General features: G+C 69.4%; 23 protein-coding genes. 11 read left to right on the top strand and 12 right to left on the bottom strand.

Features of this window, described 5'->3' with window-relative positions; all coding sequences use genetic code 11:
* Position 1 precedes the first annotated feature (1 nt).
* Entirely contained in the window at positions 2–640 is a 639-nt protein-coding gene (locus tag ABZ412_RS06905) for a helix-turn-helix domain-containing protein (protein ID WP_357277286.1), read from the bottom strand.
* 91 nt (positions 641–731) lie between these two features.
* On the opposite strand from ABZ412_RS06905, the gene ABZ412_RS06900 reads away from it, so the two are divergent.
* Positions 732–1,856 (top strand): amidohydrolase family protein, encoded by a 1,125-nt coding sequence (locus ABZ412_RS06900; RefSeq protein WP_357277284.1) that lies wholly within the window; start codon positions 732–734, stop codon positions 1,854–1,856.
* 65 nt (positions 1,857–1,921) lie between these two features.
* Positions 1,922–2,593, top strand: coding sequence for an O-methyltransferase (locus ABZ412_RS06895; protein ID WP_357277282.1), 672 nt, complete (start codon positions 1,922–1,924; stop codon positions 2,591–2,593).
* 4 nt (positions 2,594–2,597) lie between these two features.
* Here the strand turns inward: ABZ412_RS06895 and ABZ412_RS06890 are convergent, their stop codons facing one another.
* Positions 2,598–3,140 carry a PadR family transcriptional regulator gene (locus ABZ412_RS06890; RefSeq protein ID WP_357277280.1) on the bottom strand — a complete coding sequence of 181 codons (543 nt, stop codon included), beginning with the start codon at positions 3,138–3,140 and terminating at the stop codon, positions 2,598–2,600.
* An 89-nt stretch (positions 3,141–3,229) separates the two neighbouring features.
* Here ABZ412_RS06890 and ABZ412_RS06885 point away from each other — a divergent pair, with 89 nt between their 5' ends.
* Positions 3,230–3,637, top strand: a complete 408-nt coding sequence (locus tag ABZ412_RS06885; protein ID WP_357278127.1) for a nuclear transport factor 2 family protein — start codon at positions 3,230–3,232, stop codon at positions 3,635–3,637.
* A gap of 4 nt (positions 3,638–3,641) precedes the next feature.
* Positions 3,642–4,052 carry a YchJ family metal-binding protein gene (locus ABZ412_RS06880; RefSeq protein WP_357277277.1) on the top strand — a complete coding sequence of 137 codons (411 nt, stop codon included), beginning with the start codon at positions 3,642–3,644 and terminating at the stop codon, positions 4,050–4,052.
* A gap of 150 nt (positions 4,053–4,202) precedes the next feature.
* Here ABZ412_RS06880 and ABZ412_RS06875 read toward each other — a convergent pair whose 3' ends face one another.
* Together ABZ412_RS06875 and ABZ412_RS06870 are read right to left on the bottom strand one after the other, a co-directional pair.
* A complete protein-coding gene (locus ABZ412_RS06875) occupies positions 4,203–6,554 on the bottom strand; it encodes an arylsulfatase (RefSeq protein WP_357277275.1) in 2,352 nt (783 codons plus the stop codon).
* Between the two features lie 215 nt (positions 6,555–6,769).
* A complete protein-coding gene (locus ABZ412_RS06870; protein ID WP_357277272.1) occupies positions 6,770–7,438 on the bottom strand; it encodes a TetR/AcrR family transcriptional regulator in 669 nt (222 codons plus the stop codon).
* Positions 7,439–7,565: 127 nt separating this feature from the next.
* On the opposite strand from ABZ412_RS06870, the gene ABZ412_RS06865 reads away from it, so the two are divergent.
* Positions 7,566–9,062: an MFS transporter gene (locus ABZ412_RS06865; protein ID WP_357277270.1), complete on the top strand. Its 1,497-nt coding sequence runs from the start codon at positions 7,566–7,568 to the stop codon at positions 9,060–9,062.
* Here ABZ412_RS06865 and ABZ412_RS06860 read toward each other — a convergent pair.
* The gene (locus tag ABZ412_RS06860) at positions 9,059–9,898 is read right to left on the bottom strand and encodes a hypothetical protein (RefSeq protein ID WP_357277267.1); all 840 of its coding nucleotides are present in this window, start codon (positions 9,896–9,898) and stop codon (positions 9,059–9,061) included. The genes ABZ412_RS06865 and ABZ412_RS06860 overlap by 4 nt on opposite strands.
* A 114-nt stretch (positions 9,899–10,012) precedes the next feature.
* Between ABZ412_RS06860 and ABZ412_RS06855 the strand changes: the two genes are divergently transcribed.
* Positions 10,013–10,909 carry an SDR family NAD(P)-dependent oxidoreductase gene (locus ABZ412_RS06855; protein ID WP_357277265.1) on the top strand — a complete coding sequence of 299 codons (897 nt, stop codon included), beginning with the start codon at positions 10,013–10,015 and terminating at the stop codon, positions 10,907–10,909.
* On the opposite strand, the gene ABZ412_RS06850 is transcribed toward ABZ412_RS06855, so the two are convergent.
* On the bottom strand, positions 10,898–11,875 hold the full coding sequence (locus tag ABZ412_RS06850) for a zinc-binding dehydrogenase (protein ID WP_357277263.1): 978 nt from the start codon (positions 11,873–11,875) through the stop codon (positions 10,898–10,900). The genes ABZ412_RS06855 and ABZ412_RS06850 overlap by 12 nt on opposite strands.
* 167 nt (positions 11,876–12,042) lie before the next feature.
* Between ABZ412_RS06850 and ABZ412_RS06845 the strand changes: the two genes are divergently transcribed.
* The 4 genes from ABZ412_RS06845 (at position 12,043) to ABZ412_RS06830 (ending at position 14,396) form a co-directional block, all read left to right on the top strand.
* Positions 12,043–12,264 (top strand): hypothetical protein, encoded by a 222-nt coding sequence (locus ABZ412_RS06845; RefSeq protein WP_357277261.1) that lies wholly within the window; start codon positions 12,043–12,045, stop codon positions 12,262–12,264.
* A 61-nt stretch (positions 12,265–12,325) separates the two neighbouring features.
* Complete coding sequence (locus ABZ412_RS06840) at positions 12,326–12,958, top strand: urease accessory UreF family protein (protein WP_357277259.1); 633 nt, start codon at positions 12,326–12,328, stop codon at positions 12,956–12,958.
* A gap of 66 nt (positions 12,959–13,024) precedes the next feature.
* On the top strand, positions 13,025–13,756 hold the full coding sequence (ureG, locus tag ABZ412_RS06835) for an urease accessory protein UreG (RefSeq protein ID WP_357277257.1): 732 nt from the start codon (positions 13,025–13,027) through the stop codon (positions 13,754–13,756).
* The gene (locus tag ABZ412_RS06830) at positions 13,746–14,396 is read left to right on the top strand and encodes an urease accessory protein UreD (RefSeq protein WP_357278125.1); all 651 of its coding nucleotides are present in this window, start codon (positions 13,746–13,748) and stop codon (positions 14,394–14,396) included. Before ureG ends, ABZ412_RS06830 begins: the two co-directional genes overlap by 11 nt.
* 155 nt (positions 14,397–14,551) lie before the next feature.
* Here ABZ412_RS06830 and ABZ412_RS06825 read toward each other — a convergent pair whose 3' ends face one another.
* From ABZ412_RS06825 to ABZ412_RS06800, 6 genes are all read right to left on the bottom strand, one after another.
* The gene (locus tag ABZ412_RS06825; protein WP_357277254.1) at positions 14,552–14,863 is read right to left on the bottom strand and encodes a hypothetical protein; all 312 of its coding nucleotides are present in this window, start codon (positions 14,861–14,863) and stop codon (positions 14,552–14,554) included.
* A gap of 188 nt (positions 14,864–15,051) precedes the next feature.
* On the bottom strand, positions 15,052–15,330 hold the full coding sequence (locus ABZ412_RS06820; RefSeq protein WP_357277252.1) for a hypothetical protein: 279 nt from the start codon (positions 15,328–15,330) through the stop codon (positions 15,052–15,054).
* Between the two features lie 29 nt (positions 15,331–15,359).
* A complete protein-coding gene (locus tag ABZ412_RS06815) occupies positions 15,360–15,683 on the bottom strand; it encodes a hypothetical protein (protein ID WP_357277249.1) in 324 nt (107 codons plus the stop codon).
* A 120-nt stretch (positions 15,684–15,803) separates the two neighbouring features.
* Positions 15,804–17,255, bottom strand: coding sequence for an NAD(P)/FAD-dependent oxidoreductase (locus tag ABZ412_RS06810; RefSeq protein WP_357277247.1), 1,452 nt, complete (start codon positions 17,253–17,255; stop codon positions 15,804–15,806).
* Between the two features lie 217 nt (positions 17,256–17,472).
* A complete protein-coding gene (locus ABZ412_RS06805; protein ID WP_357277245.1) occupies positions 17,473–18,351 on the bottom strand; it encodes a tat pathway signal sequence in 879 nt (292 codons plus the stop codon).
* 121 nt (positions 18,352–18,472) lie between these two features.
* Positions 18,473–18,679 carry a hypothetical protein gene (locus tag ABZ412_RS06800; protein WP_357277243.1) on the bottom strand — a complete coding sequence of 69 codons (207 nt, stop codon included), beginning with the start codon at positions 18,677–18,679 and terminating at the stop codon, positions 18,473–18,475.
* 178 nt (positions 18,680–18,857) lie between these two features.
* Between ABZ412_RS06800 and recC the strand changes: the two genes are divergently transcribed.
* Positions 18,858–22,208 carry an exodeoxyribonuclease V subunit gamma gene (recC, locus tag ABZ412_RS06795; protein ID WP_357277241.1) on the top strand — a complete coding sequence of 1,117 codons (3,351 nt, stop codon included), beginning with the start codon at positions 18,858–18,860 and terminating at the stop codon, positions 22,206–22,208.
* Positions 22,209–22,243 lie beyond the last annotated feature (35 nt).

Genomic DNA, 22,243 nt, shown 5'->3' with positions numbered 1-22,243 from the left:
CTCAGAGCTGCGGCTGCGGGGGCAGCTCGCCGGTGGTCAGCTTCTGCGCCGCGCGCTTGGTCATGCCGAACATGCGCAGCACGTGGAAGGTCATCTCGTCGGTGAGCGTGCCCGCGTCGGCTTCGGGCCGCGCGTCGAGCATCTGGAGCAGACCCAGCAGCGCGCCGCCCGCGGCCATCACCGCCATATCGGGATCCATCGGCTCGAAGCGGCCCGCCTCCTGGGCGGCCACGATGTCGTGCCGGGCCCGCGGAGCCAGACCCTCGTCGCGCAGCAGGATGGAGGTGCCGGAGTTCAGGATCACCCGGACCCCTTCGGGCAGTTGCCGTTGCAGGCGGCCGGTCATGCGGAAGCTGACCGCGAACACCTCGGCGGGGTCGGTGTAGAGCTCCACGATGTCGTCACGCATCTCGCTGTAGATGTTCAGCACGGCTCGGACGGCCTCGTCGAAAAGCTCTTCCTTGGAACCGAAGTGGTTGTAGAAGGAGCCGAACCCCACATCGGCGGCCTCGGTGATCTCCTGGATGCTCACCGCGGAACGGCCCTCCGACAGGAACTTCTGCGCCGCGCCCACCAAGGCGGCGCGAGTGCGTTCCCGCCGCCGATCGGTGCGGGTCCGCGCCTCCGGTGCTGCGGCCATGCGCTCCCTCGTTCCCCTCGGCACTGTTACCCGAATCGTATCTGACGAAAATATCAGAAGCGATTTCGATCATTATCGAAAGGCGAACCCCGTGACGAACTCTCGACCGGCACTCCGAACCGACCTCACCCGCCGAGCCGCACTCGGCGGCGGCCTGGCCGGCCTCGCCGCGGCCGCCCTGCCCGCAGGTCTCGCCACACCGGCGCGCGCCGAGCAGCCCGCACCGGCCGGGACCTACCGCATCGACCTGCACGCGCACTTCCTGCCGCCGGACTACCGGGCCGCGCTGCTCGAGCACGGCCACCTCACCATCGGCGGCTACCCGACCCCGGACTGGTCGCCCGAGCAAGCCATCGGCTTCATGGACTACTACGGCATTCAGGCGCAGGCGCTTTCGGTGTCCGACCCGGGCGTGTCGTTCCTGAGCGGCCGGGACGCCATCGACATGGCCCGGTACTGCAACACCTACGCCGCCGGACTGTTCACCGCCCACCCCACCCGGTTCGGCGCGTTCGCGGTCCTGCCGATGCCCGACCTCGCCGCCTCGATCGCGGAGGCGATCCACGCCCTCGACGAACTGCGGCTCGACGGCGTGATCCTGCTGTCCGCCTACAACGGCGTCTACCTCGGCGATCCCCGCTTCGAACCGCTGATGGCCGCTTTGAACCAGCGCAACGCCTACGTCTTCGTGCACCCGGCGGCCATCCCCGACAACGCCAAACCCGCCCTGCCGCTGCCGGACTTCCTCGAGGAGTTCACCTTCGACACCACCCGCGCGGCCACCATGATGATGGTCACCGGCATGACCCAGCGCTATCCCGGCATTCGCTTCCAGCTCGCCCACGCCGGTGGCGCCGTGCCGTTCCTGTCCCATCGCATCAGCGTCGCCTCCCAGTCGGTGCTGGGCCGACTGTGGCCCGAGGACCTGCCGAAACCCTCCATCCTCGACACCCAGCACCAGATCTCGCGCTTCTACTACGACACCGCACTGAGCGGTTCGGCCGCCGCCATGGCGAGCGTGCTCGCGGTCACCGGCCGCGACCACATCGTCTTCGGATCCGACTGGCCCTTCAGTGCACTCACCCTGCCCCAGATCGGATCCCACGACCCGGCTCCGGGACTGTCCGCCCTCTTCGACGCCGACCAGCGCATGGAGATCGAACACCACAATCCACTCCGCCAACTCCCACGGCTCGCGGACGCGGTCAATTCCTGAACGTGAAATTGTCAGCGTGAGCACAATGCTGGGCGGGTGCCCGAACCCCTGGCAGACTGCGAGGTATGACGACTGCCGACTGGGCCGATGTTGATCGCTACCTCGTCGAAACCCTGGTGGGGGACGAGGATTCGGGGGCGTTGCGGGCCAACGCGGAGGCGGGGTTGCCCGCCATCGATGTGTCGCCGCCGCAGGGGAAGTTCCTGTATCTGCTCGGGAAGTCGGTGCGGGCGCGGCGGGTGCTGGAGATCGGGACGCTCGGCGGGTACAGCACCACGTGGCTGGCGCGGGCCGTGGGGAAGTCCGGGCGGGTGGTGACGCTCGAATTCGAGCCGCTGCACGCGGAAGTCGCGCGCGAGAACCTGGATCGGGCCGGGGTGGGGGATCGGGTGGAGATTCGGGTCGGCGCGGCGCTGGACTCGCTGCCCGAGCTCGAGGCCGAGCGGCCCGAGCCGTTCGATCTGGTGTTCATCGATGCCGACAAGGTCAACAACACCAACTATGTGCGGTGGGCGTTGCGGTTGACGCGGCCCGGATCGGTGATCGTCGTCGACAATGTGGTGCGCAACGGCGCGATCGCGGACGCGGATTCCGGGGACGCGGCGGTGCGGGCCGGCCGGGAGGTCATCGAATTCATCGCCGCCGAGCCGCGATTGGACGGGACCGTGGTGCAGACCGTCGGCGGCAAGGGGTGGGACGGATTCGCGTACGCGGTCGTGATCGGCGACGACGACTGACCGGTCATGGCCGCGGATCGGGGTTCGCGGCCAATTCCTCCCAATAGTCCACGTACGCCTGCTCGTGCATGATGCCCAGGCGCAGGATGCGGGCCCGCGAGGTGGCGCGGACGCTGTCGGTGGGGTCGATCTCGTCGTAGAGCGCCCGGTACATGTCCAGCCAATGCCGGTGTTCGGCAACCTGATTGCGGGCCAGCGCCACCACGTCGCCGGGTTCGCCCAGGTCGGCGAAGAACAGTTTCAGCTGGGCGGGGTCGCGGGTCTCGGGCTGGGGTGAGGTGGGATCGCCCAGCCAGCGGGTCAATTCGGCGCGCCCGGCGTCGGTGAGGTGGAAGATGCGCCGGCGGCGGCCGGACTCCTCGGTCTCCTCGCGGAGCAGGCCCTGATCGGCCAGGCGCGGGGGGACGCGGTAGAGCTGCGCGTGGGGGATGGGCCAGAACTTGTCGACGCTCTCCTCCAGACGCGCCTTGATGTCGTAGGGCGTCAGCGGTCCGTGGCGGGCGATGAGTCCCAGCACGATGTGGTCCTGCGGGCCTAACGCGGCCATTCCGAATCCCCTCTCTCGTTTGACACCGTATCGCTGAGACTATACCTTGGTGTCAGTCATACGGTATCAATGAGACTATCGGAGTGGATATGCGCGACTACGCCATCGACCTGTTCGACCGCTGGACCCAGATGTGGAACGGCGACCTCGCGTTGGCCGACGAGATCATGGCCCCCGCCTTCACCCTGCGCTACGCCCAGCCGGGCGCGGACGCCTACGACAGCGTGCGGGACCGCGCGGCCTTCGCCGCCGCCATCGACACCTTCCGGGCCGAGCGGCCGGGCCTGGAGTTCTCCACGCAGGGCATCCCGGTCGTCGAGATGGACGACACCCGAACCGGAATCATCGCCCGCCCCTACGGCGCCCGGATCACCGCACCGGACGGGACGATCGTGCGCGAACTCAGCGGCACCGACATCCTGCGCGCCGAGAACGGGCAGATCGTGGAGGTGTGGTCGGTGTCCGGCGGGGCCGAAGGGCGCAGCTTCTACGCTTGAGTCCATGTCGAAGCGCCGCGCGAACCGTCCCGCGCCCGAGGCCTGCCCGTGCGGGCTGCCCGCCGCCTATGCCGACTGCTGCGGGCGGCTGCACCGCGGCGAGCGGGCCGCCACCACCGCCGAACAACTGATGCGGTCCCGATTCAGTGCCTTCGCGGTTCAGGACGAGGCGTACCTGCTGCGCAGCTGGGACCCCGAAACCCGGCCCACCGAGGTCGATTTCGATCCGGGCATGCGCTGGGATCGGCTCGAGATCCTCGGCGCGACCGGTGGGGGACCGTTCCACACCGAGGGGACCGTGGAATTCCGGGCGCACTACCGGGCGCACGGGGCGGCGGGAGAACTGCACGAGAACAGTCGATTTCGCCGGGCCGAGGGCGAGTGGGTGTACCTCGACGGCGACATCGAGCACTGACCGAGCCGCTGACCCCTTGCCGCCCCTGCGTATTCGCACACCGCGTGACCGTGCACGATCGGCAATCGTGCACAGCGTGCCACCATGGCTGCGCTCGGGGCGGCGACCAGCGGAAAGTCCCGACGGGAACACCGGCCCCGAGCGCGCGGCTCAGTCGCGCGAGAACGCGGCGGCCGCAGCCATTTCCAGATCCATGTACGGCTTCCCGCTCACGTCCTCGATCACCTGGTGCATGGTTCCGCCGGTGAACGGGAACGGCGAGTGGTACCGGCCCGACACGGACTGGCCGGTGTCCCGGCCGACCCGGACGCCCTCCCCGACCCCGGAGAACACGGTCGGCTGGATCCGCATGTCATCGAGTGAACCCACCGGGTTCTCGTCGATGTAGAGGACGGCCTCACCCGTGGGCGTGTAGTGGTCGGGCCGGGTGCCGTGCCGTTCGTAGCGCACCCCGAGGATGTGATCGCCGAGCGGCACCCGGCAATCGGAGACGATGGCCTGCTCCTCCTCGCCGAGGAAGTTGTAGACGTAACAGAGGTGACCGTCCTGGACGAACAGGGCGTGCCCGCCGAGCCGCCCGCCGTGGGCGAACAGCACGCCCTCCGCGTCCGGGCTGACGATCGTCGTCTCGGCCAGCAGCGCGAACGAACGGCCCAGAATCTCGAGCGCCGCGCCCGGTCCGACCTCCGCACTGTCCGGGTAGTAGACGGCACGGTCCAGGCCCCTGGCGTACGTCGGCCGATAGCGCACCAGCGCGGAGACGATGTCGAGGTCATTGAGCGGCATCCCGTTGTACTTCTCCGCCTCGGAGAACCACAGCGCCTTCAATTCCTCGAGCTTCTCGGGATGCTCCTCGGCCAGGTCGTGCATCTGGCTGCGGTCCTGATCGATATGGAACAGCTCCCAGCGGTCCTTATCGAAGTGTCCCCAACCGGACGGGCAGGCCGCGTGCACGGTGTCGGCGAACCAGCCGCGATGCCAGATGCCGCGCGTGCCCAGCATCGAATAGAACTGGGTGTGCTTGCCGACATCGGCCTCGGCGTCGTCGAACAGGGCCCGGAAGCTGACTCCTTCGAGGGGACGCTGCGGCACGTTCTTCACCGTGTCCGGCGGCGTGATGCCCAGCAGCTCGTAGACGGTGGGGGTGACGTCGCAGACATTGAGGTACTGGTGGCGGATCTCGCCGCGGGCCGGGATGCCCGCCGGCCAGGCCATCAGGCAGGGGTCGGCGATGCCGCCCTCGTGGGAGGCGTACCGCTTGTACAGCTTGTACGGGGTGTTGAAGGCCATCGCCCACCCGATGCTGTAGTGGTTGTAGGTGGTCGGCAGACCCAGCTCGTCGAGCTTGACCAGGCTGTCCTCGATCGTGTCGATGTAGCCGTTGAAGAACTTCATCTCGTTGACCGAACCGTTCGGGCCGCCCTCGCCGCTGGCGCCGTTGTCGGAGAAGGCCACGATGATGGTGTTGTCGAGCTGGCCGGTCTCCTCGAGGTAGTCCAGCACCCGGCCGATCTGGGCGTCGGTGTAGGACAGGAATCCGGCGAACACCTCCGCCTGGCGGGCGAAGAGCCGCTTCTCGTTCTCCGACAGCGAATCCCAGGCGCGCACCGTGTCCTGCGCCGGCCACGGCTTGCCGTCGGCGCTGGTGACATCGCTGTACGGGTTCATGGGCGACAGCTCGGTGTTCTCCGGAATCAGGCCCATGCGCTTCTGGTTGTCGAGGACGATCTCGCGGTACTTCTCGTAGCCCATGTCGAACGTGCCGCGGTATCGGTCGGCCCACTCCTGAGCGACATGGTGCGGGGCGTGCCCGCAGCCCGGGCACAGGTACATGAACCACGGCTTGTCCGGGGCGATCACCTTGGCGTCGCGAATGAACTCGATCGATTTGTCGGCCAGATCCTTCGACAGGTGATACCCGTCCTCCGGCGAATACGGCTGCTCGATCGGGTGATTGTCGTAGACGAGATTCGGATACCACTGGTCGGCTTCGCCGCCCAGGAAACCGTAGAACCGTTCGAATCCGCGCCCCAGCGGCCAGTGCCGCTTCGATGCCGCGAGGTTCTCCTCCTCCAACGGCGTCATATGCCATTTGCCGACGGCGTAGGTGTTCCACCCGCGTTCGCCGAGCACCTCCGAGCACAGGGCGGTGTCGGCGGGGATGCGTCCCGACAGGCTCGGGAATCCGTCGCTGAACTCCTCGATGGTCGCCATGCCGACCGACGACGCGTTTCGCCCGGTCAGCAGTGAGGCGCGGGTGGGTGAACACAGTGCGGTGGTGTGGAATTGCGTGAATTGCACGCCACTGTCGGCGATCCGTTTCATGTTCGGCATGTCGACCAGGCCGCCGTAGCAGTCCCAGGTGGCGATGCCGATGTCGTCCCACACCAGATACAGCACATTGGGCGCGCCGGGCGGGGCGGTCGGTTCCGCGTACGGTCCCCAATCGGCGACCGAATCACGAATATCGAGGGCGATATGTCCTTCGAACTTCCTGGCCATCATTCACCTCGGGAAAGGAGAATCGTTGGGAGTGATACCCAGCTCCGGCGTGACCGCTGGGAGTTCATCGACGCGTCGGTGATCACGCGGTTCCGGGACTTGCGTCCGGAAACCGTGCGGATCACCCACCTTTCGCACCCCCCAAAGAGTACCGACCGGAATGTACTTGCGGTGGTGGTTGAACGAGCCCGATACCGAACGGTTTTCGGGGTGGGTCAGAGCGCGGCGCGGGCCGCGAAGCCGTCGCAGAGCGCGGTGAGGCCGGTGTCGAGCAGATGCTCCGGATTCAATAGGGCGGTGTCGCGGGTGCCCTCGAGTCCGGCCAGGGCGGGCGGCACCGGCCAGTGTGGATCGCCGTCGAGCAGCGCGGTCAGGCCTGACCGGTCTTCCCCGTCGCTGTCGCGGCCGTGCAGCATCCGGGCGCTGACCTCTTGCAACGCCACGCCCGCGATGTAGCTCCACACCGACAGCGACATCCGGGTCGCCTCACGGGCGCCCACGCCGAGTTCGGCGAACCCCTCGACCAGCCAGCTCAGCACGATCAGGCTGTGCTCGCCGAAGTTGTAGCGCGGCACCGCGAAGGTGAACAGCACCCACGGATGCTCCTGGTAGAGCCGCCAATCCACCTCGGCGGCGATGCGCACGCGGTCGCGCCAGGTCCAGTCCTGCCCCTCGGCCGGGGGATAGGGATTGCGGCGCGAGACCTCGTCGGTCATGGCGGCGAGCAGGGTGTCCTTGTTGGGGACGTGCCGGTAGAGCGACATGGCCCCGGCGTTCATCCGCTCGGCGATGCGGCGCATGGACAGCGCGTCGAGTCCGGACTCGTCGGCGAGGGCGATGGCGGTGTCGACGATGGCGGCCCGGGTGAGCTTGGCCTCGGTCATCGGACGAATTGTTCCCTTCCGGCGCGGGGTGTGCGTACACTGTACCCGCGCTCGAGCGTACGTTGTACGCCCGGGCGCGTTCCATGGACAGGGCCCGGTGGGCCCCGAGCAGCCCGAAGGATAGGTCATGACGAGTACCCTCGCGCGCCCCGGCGCGAAGACGCCGCGCCGTGCCTGGGCGGGCCTGGCCGTCCTGCTGCTCCCGGTCCTGCTGGTGTCGATGGACATGTCGGTGCTCTACCTGGCCATGCCCACCCTGACCCAGAGCCTGGATCCGTCGGCGACCCAACAGCTCTGGATCCTCGACATCTACGGCTTCATGATCGCCGGCCTGCTCATCACCATGGGCAACCTCGGCGATCGCATCGGGCGACGCAATATCCTGCTGGCCGGGGCCACCGTCTTCGGAATCGCCTCGGCGCTGGCCGCTTTCGCCCCCAGCGCGGGCGTGCTCATCGCGGCGCGGGCGCTCATGGGATTGGGCGGCGCGACACTGCTGCCCTCCTCGCTGGCGCTGATCTCCACCCTGTTCCCCGAGGACCGCTCCCGCGCCACCGCGATCGGCGTGTGGACGGCGTTCTTCGCGGGCGGCTCCGCGGTCGGGCCGATCATCGGCGGCGTGCTGCTGCACCACTTCTGGTGGGGCTCGGTCTTCCTCATCAACGCTCCGGTCCTGCTGGTGCTGCTGGTCTTCGGGCCGCTGCTGCTCCCCGAACACCGCGCCAGCGCGCGCGGCCCCCTCGACTGGGTGAGCGTGCTGCTGTCGATCGGCGGCATCCTGCCGATCGTGTACGCCATCAAGCGCTTGGCGGCCGAGGGCTTCGACCTGCCCGCGGTGGGCATCGGCATCGTCGGCGCACTGCTGCTGACCGCGTTCGTCCGTCGTCAGCGCCACCTGGAGGAACCGCTCCTGGATCTGAGCCTGTTCCGTCGCGGACTGTTCTCGGTGGCCATCGGCTCCAGCACGGTCGGCATGCTCGCCCTGGCCGGGATGAGCTACCTGACCAGCGTGTATCTGCAGTCGGTGACCGGCCGCGACCCGCTGGCCGCGGCGCTGCTCGGGATTCCGGGCGCGGTCGTGGTGTTCGTGTTCTCCATGAGCGGCGCGCGGATCGGGCGCGTGTTCGGCACCAAGACCACCTTCGTGCTCGCCTTGGGCCTGGCCGCGCTGGGCAACCTGATGCTGCTCGGGGTCGGCGTGAACGGCGGAATCGGCTGGTACGTGGCCGGATCCGTGGTCGCGGGCGCGGGCTTCGGCATCGCCTTCACCCTGGTGTCGGAGGTGGCGGTGTCCTCGGTGCCGCCGGAGCGGGCCGGTTCCGCGGTCGGAATCTCTGAGACCAGCTTCGAGCTGGGCAATGGCCTGGGCCTGGCGCTCCTGGGTTCGCTGGCCGCGCTGGTGTTCCGGTCCGGCGGGAACTTCGGGTCCACGCTGGGGGAGACCGTCGCCGAGGCGGGGGACGATACCGCCCTGATCGATTCGGCGCGCGAGTCGTTCGTGACCGGCATGCACGTCGCCACCACCGCCGGCGCGGTCCTGCTGGCCGCGATGGCGGCGATCGCGTTCTTCGCCAGGACCGGGACACCCGCGAAAGAGGCTGCGGTGAAAGCCGCTTCGCACTAGCCGAACAGACCGGTCCACACCTCGGTGATCCGGGCGCGCCAGGGCATGATCACCCGCTGATACAGCCGGCGCACCGGGTCGGCGAGGGCTCGCCACGCCCGGGCGACGGCCGCGAACAGTGGACGCAGCACCGTGCGATGCAGCCATCGGCACGGCGCGACCACCGTGACCGCGACGACGGCGGTGGCCACCCGCCAGCCGAACACGATCACCGCGATGACCGCGTAGACGAGAGGGCGCAGCACCCAGCGCCACAGCTGCTTCGCGGGCCACACGATCAGCCATTCGACCAGCGGCTCGATGACGGCGGTCACCAGCCAGCGGCCGCCGGGGCGCACCACATACCGCCACAGTGCTGAGAGTGGTATGGCGACAAGCCATTTCCAGGTCGTGGTCACAGCCCGCACGATGCCCTCCACCAGGGGGTTCACGATCGTGCGGAACAGCCACGGGATGCCGGGCTTCAGCACTCTTCGCCACAGCCATTCCTCGATAGCGCGCTGGATCGGGCGCAGGAAGTACGCGAGCAGGAACGCCCCGATCGGCGTGAGCACCATGCCGAACAACAGTTGCTGGATCAGCAGATGCCACAGGTAGTTGCGCACGAAATCGCGCAGCGGCCGGAACACCCAGTCCCGGAACAGGATCGCGAGCGGCTTCGCGAGATGGTCGGCGAACAGCCGGAACGCCGCCGCGATCAGCCGCGGCACGCGGGTGATCCCCTCCCACAGCAGCCGCGGCGGCACGAACACCACCAGCACCACCGCGCGGGCGCACCAGCCCCAGAATGTCACCTGTTCCGGCGTCGGCCGCTCCGGTGTTCGAGTGGTCGTCATCGGTTTCCTTCCCCCGGGATATCGTCCTCATCCTGGTGCAGGAATCCGCATTGCGGCCAGGGTATTTCCACTCATTCGCGATCACATGCCGGTCCGGCGGTTAGGCTCGGAAACGTGGCTGAGCACGACGCCCCGAACCAGCCGGCCGGGCCGAACGGCCGACCGCTGGCCGAACGCGTGGCGACCAGAATCTTCTACCCGACCTCCCGGCCGCGCGCGAAAGCCCTGCGCGAGGCGGTGTCGGGCACCGTGATCCTGGTGACCGGGGCCTCACACGGCATCGGCAAGGCGGCGGCCCGGAAGCTGGCCGCCGCGGGTGCGACGGTCCTGCTGGTCGCGCGGTCGCGCGAGGACCTCGAGGACGTGGCCGCCGAGATCACCGCCGCGGGTGGGATCGCGCACGTCTACCAGTCCGACATCACCGAATTCGACGCCGTCGAAGAGCTGGGCCGCCGGGTGCTGGCCGAACACGGCCGGGTGGATGTGGTGATCAACAACGCGGGCCGCTCGATCCGCCGCCCGATCGACCAATCCTATGACCGCTTCCACGATTTCACCCGCACCATGGACGTCAACTATCTGGGCCCGGTGCGGCTGCTGCTGACCCTGCTGCCCGGTATGCGCGAACGCGGCCGCGGGCACATCGTGAACATCTCCACCTGGGGTCTGCGCATGCCGCCCGCGCCGCGCTGGGCGGCCTATGGCGCCTCGAAGGGCGCGTTCGACATCTGGCTGCGGACGGTGGCCACCGAGATCGCCGCCGACGGCGTCACCACCACCTCGGTGTACATGCCGCTGGTGCACACCCGCATGAGCGCGCCCACCGACTTCTCGGGAGTGCCCGGGCTGACCGCCGACGAGGCGGCCGACCTGGTCTGTCACGCCGTGGTCGCGCGGCCCCTCGAGATCTCGCCGTGGTGGACCGGCCCGGTGCAGGCCTGGACGGATCTGCGACGCGGGGCCGCGCAACGGTTCATGGAACGCGGCCTCGGGCGGCGGTCAGGGCGCTAGTACCACTTTGCCGGTGGTCGCGCGAGTCTCCAGGGCGTGGTGCGCGGCCGCCGCCTCGGCGAGCGGGAAGGACCGCACGGCCGGACGCAGCCGGCCCGCCGCGGCCTCGGCCAGCGCGCGAGTCTCCAAGGCGCGCAAGCCGCCTCCGCGCTGCAGCATCGGCGGACCGAGCGTCACCTGCGAGGTGATGCCGCGCGCGGCCAAGGCCTGCTCGTCGAGTTTCACTTCCCCGCCGGACCAGCCGAACACCAGGCGCACGCCGCCGTCGGCGAGCAGATCGACCGCGGTGCGCGCGATCTCGCCGCCGATCCCGTCGAACAGCAGGGTCGCGGGCCGCTCCCCGTATTTGGCGCGCACGGCCTCGGGCCAGGACGGATCGAGATAGTCCAGCGCGAGATCCGCGCCGTTCTCGTACACCTGATCGGTCTTCACCGGCCCGCCCGCGAGCCCGATGACGGTCGCGCCCGCCGCCACCAGATACTGCACCAGCAGGGTGCCGATGCCGCCCGCCGCGGCCGGAACCAGGGCCACGGTCTCCGGGCCCACCTCCGCGAAACTCAGAATGCCCAGTGTGGTCCGGCCGGTGCCGATCATGGCTACCGCCGATGCCGCGTCGAGGCCGTCCGGAATCGGGTGCAGCCGTTCGGCTTCGGTGACCACGAGCTCGGCGTAACCTCCCGGCGCCTGCCCGATGTGGGCGACAACCGCGCGCCCGAGCCAGCTTTCGTCGATGCCGGGCCCGACCCGGTCCACGGTCCCGGCGATCTCGCGGCCCGGAATCGTCGGCAGCTCGGGCAAGGGCAGCGGGCCGCCCGCCACGCCCTGCCGCATCGAGGTGTCCAGCAAGTGCACCCCCGCCGCGCGGACCGCGATCCGGACCTGCCCGGCCCCGGGTTCGGGGTCCGCGACGGTCTCGTACCGCAGGTTCTCGGCGGGCCCGAACTCGTGAAGACGGATGGCGTGCACGGCGACTCCTCTACCTCGTTGACGTTCTGCCCGCCCAGTCTGCGACCTCAACTATTGTTCAGGTCAAGTCACGCATTTTGAAACAAACACCGTTCACACCTGTGGAACGTGGGTTAGTCTCGCTGCGATCACATCCGGTGAGGATGCTGTGTGAGAAAGGGAAATTCATGAAAAACGTTGCACTGAAAGCCTTTGCCGTCGCCGCCATCGCCTCCGGCATCGGCGCCGCCCCGGCCATGGCCGCCCCGGTCGAGTTGGTGCCCGTCACCGACACCGGCGCCGCCCCGGTCGCCGGGCTGGTGCCGATGACCGGCTCGGCCGGGCTGTCCAACTCCATCACCTGTGCGCTGCAGAGCATCTCGGCGGCCATGCCCTGCCTGCTCACCTAGTCGACACCGCCGCTCCGGGTGCCGCTTAGGATCGACCCATGCGACACCCGGACGTGCGCCGATGAGCCTGGCCACCCTGCTGACCCTCGCCGACTCCCGGCTGCCGATCGGCGGGCACGTGCACTCCGGCGGCGTCGAGGAGGCCATCGCCTCCGGGCTGCTGCGCGACGTGCCCAGCGTGGAACTGTTCCTGCGCCGCCGCATCCGCACCTCGGGGCTGGTGGCGGCCTCGCTGGCCGCGGCCGTCTGCGCGGGCACCCTCGACCCGCGGCGCGCCGAACTCGAGGCCGACGCGCGCACCCCGTCCCCGGCCGCCCGCACCGCCTCTCGCGCCCAGGGCCGTGGCCTGCTGCGGCTGGCCAAACAGGTCTGGCCGCACGCCGAGTGGCGCGCGCTCGGCACCCGTCCCCATCTGTCCACCGTGTTCGGCGTGGTGGGCACGGTGTGCGAGGCCACCCCGGCGGACATCGCGGCCGTCACCGTCTACACCACCATGACCGGGGCGGCCACCGCCGCACAGCGCCTGCTCGCCCTCGATCCGGCCGCCGTCGCCGCCTGCACCATCCGCCTCGCCCCGGTGTGCGACGCCACCGCCCGCGCCGCCACCGAATCGCTGGCCGCGCTGTCCGACCCGCTGCAGGACGTGCTCGCCGAACGACACCCCCGCCGGGACATGCCGCTGTTCGCGTCGTAGCCGGTCACAGGCCAGGTAACACCCGGTTTACGTGACTGGGTCAGGATGGGGGTGAAAGGAGCGCACATGCCACCTCACCTCATCGACGGGGAACCGCACGATCACAGTCACGACCGGCCCAAGCGGGAGCGCACGCCCGGGGAACCGGTGCGGATCGGGATCGGCGGTCCGGTCGGATCGGGCAAGACCGCGCTGACCGCGGCCCTGTGCCGGCAGCTGCGCGACGAGCTGTCGCTGGCCGTCCTGACCAACGACATCTACACCACCGAGGACGCCGACTTCCTGCGGCGCAACGCGGTGCTGCCGGACGAGCGCATCACCGCCGTGCAGACCGGCGGCTGCCCGCACACCGCCATCCGGGACGACATCACCGCCAACCTCGACGCCATCGACGACCTGATCGAGGCCAACCCGCCGCTGGATCTGATCCTGGTGGAATCCGGCGGCGACAACCTGACCGCCACCTTCTCCTCCGGCCTGATCGATGCCCAGATCTTCGTGGTGGACGTGGCCGGCGGCGACAAGGTGCCGCGCAAGGGCGGCCCGGGTGTGACCTGGTCGGATCTATTGGTCATCAACAAGACCGATCTGGCCCCGATGGTCGGCGCGGATCTGTCGGTCATGGAACGTGATTCGACGACCGTGCGCGAGGGCCGCCCGTTCGTGTTCACCTCCCTCACCGAGGACCCGGCCGCGACGCCGGTGCTGGCGTGGGTGCGCGAGCAGCTGCGGCTGGCCGCCGAACAGGATGCGGGCGGTGCCCATTCGCTCACCGCGGGCGGTGCCCATTCGCACTGAGCTCCGCATCACCGCGTCCGCCGGGACGCTGCCGCGCATCCACGCGGTCGGCGGCCTGGCGGCGCGGCACACGGGCCCGGACACGGTGCACCTGATCGGCACCGCCGCCACACCGCTGGGCGGCGACGTCCTGGACATCACGATCACGGTGGGCGCGGGCGCGCGGCTGCGGGTGCGGTCGGTGGCCGCGACCATCGCGCTGCCGGGCCGCGAGACCCGGAAGTCGGTGGCGCACTGGCGTTTCGAGGTGGCCGCGGGCGGAGACCTGGACTTCGATCCGGAACCGACCGTGGTCGCGGGCGGCGCGGAACACGACACGTTCACCACGGTGCGCCTGGAAGACGGTGCGCGGCTGCGACTTCGGGAACGGGTGCAGATCGGCCGCGCGGGGGAGGACCACGGTCACTGGACCGGGGAATTGATCGCGGATGTCGGTGCGATTCCGCTGCTGCGGCACCGACTGGAACTGGGTTCCGAGGCGATAACCGATGACGCGCTGTCGGGGCCGCGGGCACTGGAGAGCGTGCTCACCTATCCCGACGATCGCCCGGCCGATACGGCGGGCCTGGATCAGGCGCTGCTGCCACTGGCCGCCGGTGGCACGCTGTTCACGCGGACCGGTCGGCTGCTGACGGCCTGACCGGCGTATCGGAAACGGCTGTCGCGCACGAACTTCGATCCGCCGCGGAGCCTTCGGGTCACGGCGGGCCGCGTTCACGGCGGGAACCGACATCACCGCTGGTTTCCGCCGCGTGCGCACATCTACCTGGTCAAAGCGGCCTCGTCGGGGAGGGATCAGGCCCCGACGACGCGGGGCGGTGCGTTGAATCCGTTGAACGCGCCGACGGCGGCGCCGAGCTGGAGGGAGCTCTTGGTGTCATTCGGAATGTGCAGGCCCTCATAGGGATTCACATTCGGGGAGGCCGCGGCCGGCCACTGGGCCCTGGGCGCGTCGTCACGCTGCGCCACCGGAGCGACCTCGGACGGGGCGGCGTTGGCGGCACCGGATCCGACGATCGCCATGACTAGCGGGACCGCACCCGCCGCCACCACGTTGCCGACCTTGTTCCGGTGCGGGTTGAGCGCTCGGTGCTTACCTGCGGCCATACATGACCTTTCTGGACAGGGGGAACATCAGGACGACCGACATTCGAACCCGCCGACCACCTGGATTGGTGAGGAAAGGGACGGCCGAAAATCCTTGCGATAACCGAAAATTAGCGGATTGAGCGGGTTTCGACGAGGCAAGAGGCCGGAATCCCTGGTAACGGATTCCGGCCTCGCTAGCTCGGCGATCACTCCTGAACGGACGCCTCTTCGGCGCCCGGCGCGTCCACCGTGGTGGTGTCGTCGTCACCGGTCGCCCGGTCCATAACGGCGCCCGGGGTGGCCGGAGCCAGGTAGCCGTTGACCGCGCCGACGGCGCCGCCGATCACGGCCCCGACAGTCGCCGTCGGCATCGCGATCAGGCTCGCGCCCGCGGCCGGGCCGAAGACCCAGCCCGCCGGTGCGAACGGCGTGGCCGCCACCGCGCCGATGACACTGCCCGAACGCCGGTGGTGGCGGACCCGCACGGGGAGGACGACCTCGGCGGCGGGCTCGATCAGCTCATCCGGGGCGACCTCGGCTGCGGTGGCGGCCAGATAGGTGTGCGCGCCGTGGCCATGGCCTGCGGCAACGGCACGGCCAGCTTGCCGAACGGGGTGTCGATGACCACGCCCGGCTGGGTGTCGGTGCCGTCCGGCAGCATGGCGCCGGGCTGGTTGTCGACCACCGCCGGGTGGGTATCGTCGGGCGAAACCGGTTCCGCCGCACTGGTTCCGGCGGCGGCGAGGGCGGCGACCAGCGGCAGCGCGCCCGCGACCGCCAGTGTGCCCAGGCGCCGTCGCGGCGGCGAAACAGTATCGACCGGTTGGCGTTTGCCCATGAATGACCTTTCTTCCGAATATCGACAGACGTCGAACATTCGGATCCGGCTGGTGCCCGGATTGGTCTGGACACGCCGCCCAATCAGCCCCTCATTCGTAAGGACGGCCGGGCCGGGCTGTCAGCCCGCGCGCTGTTCGGTGGATTTCGCCGATTCGGAATTCGCGACGGATTTGCCGTTGCCGGAAGCGTTTTCGGCCGCGCCGATCTGTTTGGCCAATTCCAGTGCCTCGGCGGGATCGTCGAGCGCCTCGAGCGCGAGCCGCGCGAACACCCACTGCTCGGTGGCCGCCATCTGACCGCGGTGGCGGCCCAGGAACGACACGAACCACTCCAGCACCGTGACGAACCGGCTGCGGAAGCCGACCAGGTACCACAGGTGCAGACCCAGCCAGGCCAGCCACGCGAAGAAGCCGCTGAACTCCAGCTTGCCCACCTGGCAGACCGCGCTGAACCGCGACACCGTGGCCATCGAGCCCTTGTCGAAGTACTTGAAGGGCTTGCGGTCCTCGACCTTCTGCTTGCCCTCGGTCTCGGCCTTGATGGCCTTGGCGGCGTAGGTGCCGCCCTGGATCGCGCCCTGGGCCTGCCCGGGCACGCCCGGCACCGACATCAGGTCGCCGACCACGAACACGTTCGGGTAGCCCTTGATGGTGAGGTCCGGTTCGACGATGACGCGCCCGGCCCGGTCCACCTCGGTGCCCTTGGACTTGTCGGCGAGGATCTTGCCCAGGCCGCTGGCCTGCACGCCCGCCGACCACACCTTGCAGGCGGATTCGATGCGGCGCTCGGAGCCGTCCTTGTCCTTGACGGTGACCCCGCGCGCGTCGACGTTGGTGACGATGGCGTTGAGCTGGATCTCCACGCCCATCTTCTCGAGCCGCTTGTGCGCCTTGGCGCCCAGCTTGGGGCCCATCGGGGCGAGCACCGCGCCCGCGCCCTCGACCAGGATGACGCGTGCGTCGCGGGTGTCGATATTGCGGAAGGTGCCGTCCAGGGTGCGGTCGGCGAGTTCGGCGATCTGCCCGGCCAGCTCGACGCCGGTGGGGCCGGCGCCGACCACCACGAAGGTCATGAACCGGTCGCGGGTCTCCTGGTCGGTGGCCAGTTCGGCCTCCTCGAAGGAGCCCAGAATGCGCGCGCGCAGTTCGAGGGCGTCGTCGATGGTCTTCATGCCCGGGGCGTAGGTGGCGAAGTGGTCGTTGCCGAAGTACGACTGCTGCGCGCCCGCGGCCACGATGAGGCTGTCGAAGGGGGTGACGTAGTCCCGGTTGAGCAGGCGCGAGGTGACGGTGCCGCCCTCGAGGTCGATATCGGTGACCTCGCCCATGATCACCTGCGTGTTCTGCTGCTTGCGCAGCACGATGCGGGTGGCCGGGGCGATCTCGCCGACGGACAGGATGCCGGTCGCGACCTGGTACAGCAGCGGCTGGAACAGGTGCGTGGACGTCTTGGAGATGAGTGTGATGTCGACGTCGGCCTTGCGCAGGTGCTTGCAGGCGAACAGTCCACCGAACCCGGACCCGATCACCACCACCCGATGGCGCTGTGCGACGGAATTCTCGGCGTTCATCTAGTTCCTGCTCCTCGCCAGACGGTGAAACTACGACAACTCACGCACAACGGTAATGCAGTGTGAGTAGCGCAGCCCAATCAGGACCGACCGAAAACAGACCTTCCAGACAGCTCACTCGAAAATACAATATGGACGGTCGTTCAGTGCGGATTGGCGTGAGGCCCGTGGCGGGCGGCCGCGAAGGCCGCCCGCGCTCGTGATCGGGTGAGGTGGCTCAGCGCCCCTGGAAGAGCAATTGCGCCACGCGCGTGGTGGTTTCGGAGCCTTCGAGGTAGCCGCCCTGGTTGCCCTGCTCGGTCATGATCGCCAGGGTGTAGCGCTCACCGGGACCGGCGAAGCCGACCGAGTTGACCACCCAGCCGCCCTGCTCGTCGGACCAGCCGTTCTTCAGACCCGGGTTCATGGCCGCGCCCGCGCCCCACACGCCCCAGTGCTGGTTGGTGTCGACCCGGCGCATGCGGTCGAGCAGGTATGCGCGGTCGTCGGGGTGCATGCGGGTGAGGATGTTGTCCATCAGCCGATCCAGGTCGGCGGGCGAGCACTGCTGGAAGCCCCAGTCCGGAAACAGCTTGATCTGCTCGATCGAGGTGGTCGGCGGCAGCGGGACCAGCCCGACCATGCCGTTGGCCCGGAAGGCGTTGTTGAACGCCATGCGGTCGAAGCCGGCGAACTTGTTCCACAGGATGTCGGCGGCATTGTCGTTGGAGGTTGCCAGCATCGACTCCATGAGCGCGCGGTCGTCGGGACCGAGCGTGATGGCGCCGACCCGGGCGCGATTCAGCAGATCCTCCGCGATCGCCAGCTTGATGGTGGACGCGGTCCAGAAGTTGGTGTCCGCGTTGCCATTCCGGTAAATGCCGCCGGTGACACGGTCGCGCATCACATAACCGGTGACGCCGGGGCGGGTGGCGAGATAGTCGTCGACCGCGGCGATGCGTCTGCTCATATCCGCGTCGAATCCCGCGATCGGGCCCTGTGTGTGCGCGGGGACCGCGCCGGCGACGGGAATGAGGACGGGCGCGGCCGGAATCAGGGCAGCGGCCGCGAGGACACAAGCGGAGGAGGCCACGCGCCGGGCCTTGGGGGAACGCACGAGGGATCACAATAGAGGGGACAATGCCCGATTCGCACGTCTTGCAGGTGATCGGGTTGTCTGTTATCGAATCGACACTGTCACACGGATTTTCGTGTACGGCTCGCGAGTTTCGTCCGGATCAGCGGAAAGCCGCCCGTAGCTCTTCGATTCCGCGGCCATTGAGCCGGTAGCAGTGCTCGAAGGCCTCGGTGTGGCGGTCCCGCGGCCAGGACTGCAGCACCACGCCGCGTCCGTAATGTCGGGAGTTGACCAGCTCCCAGCGCTCTCCCACCCGTCGCACCGTGAACCCGGTTCTGGGCACCAGGGGAATCACCGACGCAGACATGTACGCGGACCAGCCTTTCAGCGAGAATTGAGAACCACCCCGAAAGGCACTGTCGCATACCACACTCGAATTTCGCAGTGACGCGCCCTAGCAAATATCCGGCATGTGGCAGGTGTCACCCGGCGAGCCGCGCAGCTCGGTGTTTGCATGTCGTTCGCCGACTGTATAAACACAGGTCGTGCACATTCACCGGGCGGAACGAGCGGACACGCTCGCCGACGCGCTCGCCGGGCTGCTGATCGAACCGCTCGGCGATCCGTTCACCCCGGAAGTCGTCGCGGTTCCCGCCAAGGGGATCGAGCGCTGGCTCACGCAGCGGCTGGCCACGGTACTCGGCGCGGGTGGTGACCCCGACCCCGGTGCGGCTGGTGGGCTCGGTACCGACGGGATCTCGGCCAATATCGACTTCGCGGATCCGGCGGCGCTGGTGTCGGCGGTCCTCGCCGAGGCGACGGGAGTGGATCCGGAGCAGGATCCGTGGTCGCCGGAGCGACTGGTCTGGACCTTGTTGCCGGTCCTCGACGACGTGCTGTCCGAACCCTGGAGCGCGGTGCTCGCGCGCCACCTCGGCCACGGCGACGCGGGCGGGTACCGGGTGGGACGCCGGTACGCGACGGCGGCGCGGATCGCGGCGCTGTTCGACAGCTACGGCACCCAGCGCCCGGCCATGATCACCGAGTGGGCCGCGGGCGGCGACACCGACGGCGCGGGGCACGCGCTCCCGGCGGATCTGGTGTGGCAGGCGATGCTGTGGCGGCGGGTGCGCGGCGTGGTCGGGGTGCCCAGTCCCGCCGAGCGGCTGGCGGCGGCGTGCGCCCGGCTGCGGGCCGAGCCGTCGATCGTCTCGGTGCCGGAACGGATTTCGCTGTTCGGAGTGACACGGCTGACCACCGATCAGCTGGAGGTGCTGTCGGCGCTGTCGACCGGTCGGCAGGTGCACCTGTGGTTGGTGCACCCCAGCCCGGCGCTGTGGACCAAGCTCGCCGACGCCGAGGTGATCCCGAATTCCGATGTGCGCGTCCGGCATCCGCTGCTCGCGGCGCTGGGCCGGGATGTGCGGGAGCTGCAGGAGCGGCTGGCGGGCTACGACCACATCGACACCTATCACCCGGGACCGGACGAGATCGGGCCGCGCACGCTGCTGTCGGAGCTGCAGGCCGCGGTGCGTCAGGACCGCTGGTCGCTCATGCCCGACCCGGGCCTGGTGGATGGGACGGTCACCGTGCACTCCTGCCACGGGCCGTCGCGGCAGGTGGAGGTGTTGCGTGACGCGCTGCTGAGCGTGTTCGCCGCCGATCCGACGCTGGAACCGCGCGACGTCATCGTGCTGTGCCCCGACGTGGAGAGCTACGCGCCGCTGGTGCGGGCGGCGTTCGGGCAGTGGTCCCTCGACGGGGCCGAGCCGGGGCATCCCGCGCACGGGCTGCGGGTGCGGCTGGCCGATCGCGCCCAGCGCGCGGTCAATCCGGTGCTGGATGTGGTGGGCACGCTGCTGGAGCTGGCCGACGGCCGCGTCACCGTGACCGAGGCGCTGGATCTGTGTGCGACCGAACCGGTTCGGGTGCGCTGCGGATTCGACGACGACGATATCGAGCGGCTGCGGGAATGGGCGGCCGAGACCGGGGCGCGCTGGGGGATCGGGCAGCGGCAGCGGCAGGCGTTCGGGCTGGGCGACTTCCCGCAGAACACGCTCAATGCGGCGGTCGACCGGATCCTGCTCGGGGTCGCGGCGGGCGAATCCAGTGAGGACTGGCTGGATCTGGTGCTGCCGCTGGACGACGTGGACAGCAATGACATCGACCTGGGCGGCCGGTTCGCCGAATTCGTGGACCGGCTCGCGGTGTGCCTGCGCGACCTGCGCGGCTCCACCCTGGACGAGCCCGCGGGCAGCGCGCGGCCCGCGTCGGAATGGGCCGCGGTGCTGGGGCGCGCCCTGGATCTGCTGACCGAGGTGCCGTCGGGTCAGGGCTGGATGGCGGTGCAGGCGCGTCGCGAACTGGCGACGGCGCTGGAACCGGCCGGTTCGGTTCCCTTGCGGCTCAGTGATATCGGCGCGCTGCTCACGGCGCGGCTGGCCGGTCGGCCCTCGCGCGCCAACTTCCGCACCGGGGAGCTCACGGTGTGCACCATGGTGCCGATGCGGTCGGTGCCGCACCGGGTGGTGGTGCTGCTGGGTCTCGACGACGAGGTGTTCCCGCGCGCGGGCGGCGTGGACGGGGACGATGTGCTGGCACGGCACCGATGCCCGGGAGATCGGGATCCGCGCAGCGAGGACCGGCAGCTGCTGCTGGACGCCATCATGGCGGCGGGGGAGCGACTGGTGTTGCTGCACACCGGATCCGATCCGGTCTCCGGCGCGCACCGACCGCCCGCGATCCCGCTGGCCGAGCTGCTCGACACCGTGCGCGCGCACATCGGCGCGGGGGCGATGGATCAGGTGGTGACGCGGCATCCGTTGCAGCCCTTCGATCGCCGCAACTTCCGGCCGGAGAATCCGTTCAGTTTCGACACCGTCGCGCTGGCGGGTGCGGTGGCGGCGGGTCGTGCACCGGAGCCGCGGCCACTGTTCCTGCCGACCACGCTGCCGGGCCGCGAGCCCGGAGATGTGGAGCTGGCCGATCTGGTGTCCTTCGCCGAGCATCCGGTGCGGGCATTCCTGTGGCAGCGCTTGGGAATTCGCGTGCCCGAGGACGAGGAGGAGATCGCCGACCGGCTCCCCATCGAACTCGACGGGCTGACCAAGTGGAATATGGGCGAGCGCATGCTGTCGGCGCGGCTCACCGGCGTGGATCCCACGGTGTTGCGGGCCGCGGAGTGGCGGCGTGGGACGCTGCCGCCGTTCGGGATGGGCGCGGCCGTGCTCGACGAGGTCGAGGGGACCGTCGACCAGCTGGTGCGGGTGGCGCGTCCGTTGCACGAGATCCCGTCGCGCACCATCGATATCGCGGTGGATCTGGGTGACGGGCGTCGTCTGACCGGCACCGTGCCCGACGTCCACGACGACGCGCTGCTGCGCACGACGTTCTCGCGGTTGGCCCCGAAGCATCGGATGGCGGCCTGGATTCGCCTGCTGGCGCTGGCCGCCACCGGCGCCCATCAGTCGTGGCGCGCCATCACCATCGGGCGCGGGAAGCACCATCGTCCGGCCTGGCAGTCGACGCTCACCGCGCCGCCCGCCCCCCTGGCGCGGGGTCTGTTGCGGGAACTGGCGTTGTTGCGCGACGAGGGCCTCACCGAACCTCTGCCGATCGCGCCGTCGGCGTCGGCCACCTATGCCGAGCGCCGTCTCGCGGGCGCGTCGCCCGAGGACGCGCTGCATGCGGCGAGCCAGGACTTCGACGATCGCTTCGGTGAACACACCGACCGCTACTTCCGGCACATTCTGGGCCGGTCGCCGCGGTTCGATCAGCTGACCGAGGCCGCCGCGCCCGCGCTGCCGGGAGTCGAATCCGAACCGACCCGTTTCGGTGAGCTGGCGCGTCGTCTCTGGAATCCCCTGCTGACCAACGAGAATCAGGGTCAGCCATGACCACCCCGAGGAGGACTCTCCTGCCCGTGACCGTC

It is taken from the genome of Nocardia sp. NPDC005746, from assembly GCF_040630785.1.
Taxonomy (GTDB): Bacteria; Actinomycetota; Actinomycetes; order Mycobacteriales; family Mycobacteriaceae; genus Nocardia.
Note: the sequence above shows the minus strand (reverse complement) of the source record. Positions and strands in the feature narration are given on the sequence as shown.